Genomic DNA, 1,262 nt, shown 5'->3' on the forward strand with positions numbered 1-1,262 from the left:
CGAGTTTTAGCTTGACATAGGTAAAGGAAAAGGAGCTCAGTGAGCTCCTTTTTATATGAACAATCGAGTGTATTGTTGAGCTTATAAACCCATATCCGATGTAATTTCTTTGATCTGTTTGAGATCCATTTTGTAGACTTCAATTAGTTGATCAATTTGGCTAAGTCGAGAATTTGCTTCATCGTGCTTATCGCAAGCATCGGATTTTACATCCCACGACTTCCCTTCTAAGAACACATCACACTCTTTCTTCAGCTTGTCGATTTTCGGCAGTAGCTTCTCACGCTCTTTCTCTAACGCTTCTAGATCTTGCGAGATTTTGAGTTCTTTCTGGAACACTTCACGAGAGCGTTCAAACATGGTTGCTTGCATATCCGCTTGGCGAGTGAGCTTTTCATTCTCTGTCTTGCTCGAGCTCAACTTGTCATTCTGTTGCTTCACTTGAGATTCCAACGACAAGTTAACCTTCTCGACCTCGGTAAGCTGAGCTTGTAATTTTTTCAGCGCTTTCTGATGTGCGGCGTCCTTTTCTGCGAGCAGTGCATTCACTTTCTCTTGGATTTCTTTGTCTAGCGATTCTTCACGAGTTTTAACTTGAGAAACTAACGCGGTTTTATCTTGCGCAAGCGCTTGATATTTATCTTCTAAAACTTGGTAAGTAGATTCCCATTTATTCGCCGTCAAAACAGAGCCAGCCAAGCCCCCAAATGCCAAGCCTAGTACCGCTGCAATTGCGATATATATGTGTGTGCGTTTGTCACGTTCCTCAATGACAACCACTTCATCTTGTTCTTCAATATTTTTTTGAGAAGTCACCGTATATTACTCCAAGGACTCTTCTATCTTGCTAGCGAATCAGTTCCGCAATCACAATGGATGCGGTATAAATCAGGAATGCGCCAATCAATGTTATGACGGTCGCTTTTTGGACTTTTTCATTGGTTCGATAACGGAATAGCACAAACGCTACAACTATCAATACCGCAATGGCTAACAATCTGGTCATACAGCCTCCTTGTCCAATCGTGTAAAACTGACTAACTCACAAGACAGTTTCACAAAAGTTTATTGTAACTCATTTCTACGTTACGCAAGGTCAACTTAGCGTAGATTTCCATCCGCGTGCGCTAGATTGGATCAATTTTGTGCTCTTAATTGAATAACTTACCTAAGGCCCACTGGCGATGCATTACCAAAGATTATGTTTGTAAGTGAGAATATTACCAATAGAAATAGTATCAATTCCCTACTCTACTCAACAA

The 1,262-nt window shown here is 41.0% G+C and carries 2 protein-coding genes; both read right to left on the reverse strand.

Annotated elements, in window-relative coordinates; genetic code table 11:
• Window positions 1-81: 81 nt before the first annotated feature.
• A complete protein-coding gene (locus R7E00_RS23900; RefSeq protein ID WP_021486491.1) occupies window positions 82-816 on the reverse strand; it encodes a hypothetical protein in 735 nt (244 codons plus the stop codon).
• A 31-nt stretch (window positions 817-847) separates the two neighbouring features.
• Window positions 848-1,006: a hypothetical protein gene (locus R7E00_RS23905; protein ID WP_005477734.1), complete on the reverse strand. Its 159-nt coding sequence runs from the start codon at window positions 1,004-1,006 to the stop codon at window positions 848-850.
• Window positions 1,007-1,262 lie beyond the last annotated feature (256 nt).

This window comes from Vibrio sp. Vb1755, from assembly GCF_033338635.1.
In the GTDB taxonomy this organism is placed as follows: Bacteria; Pseudomonadota; Gammaproteobacteria; order Enterobacterales; family Vibrionaceae; genus Vibrio; species Vibrio alginolyticus.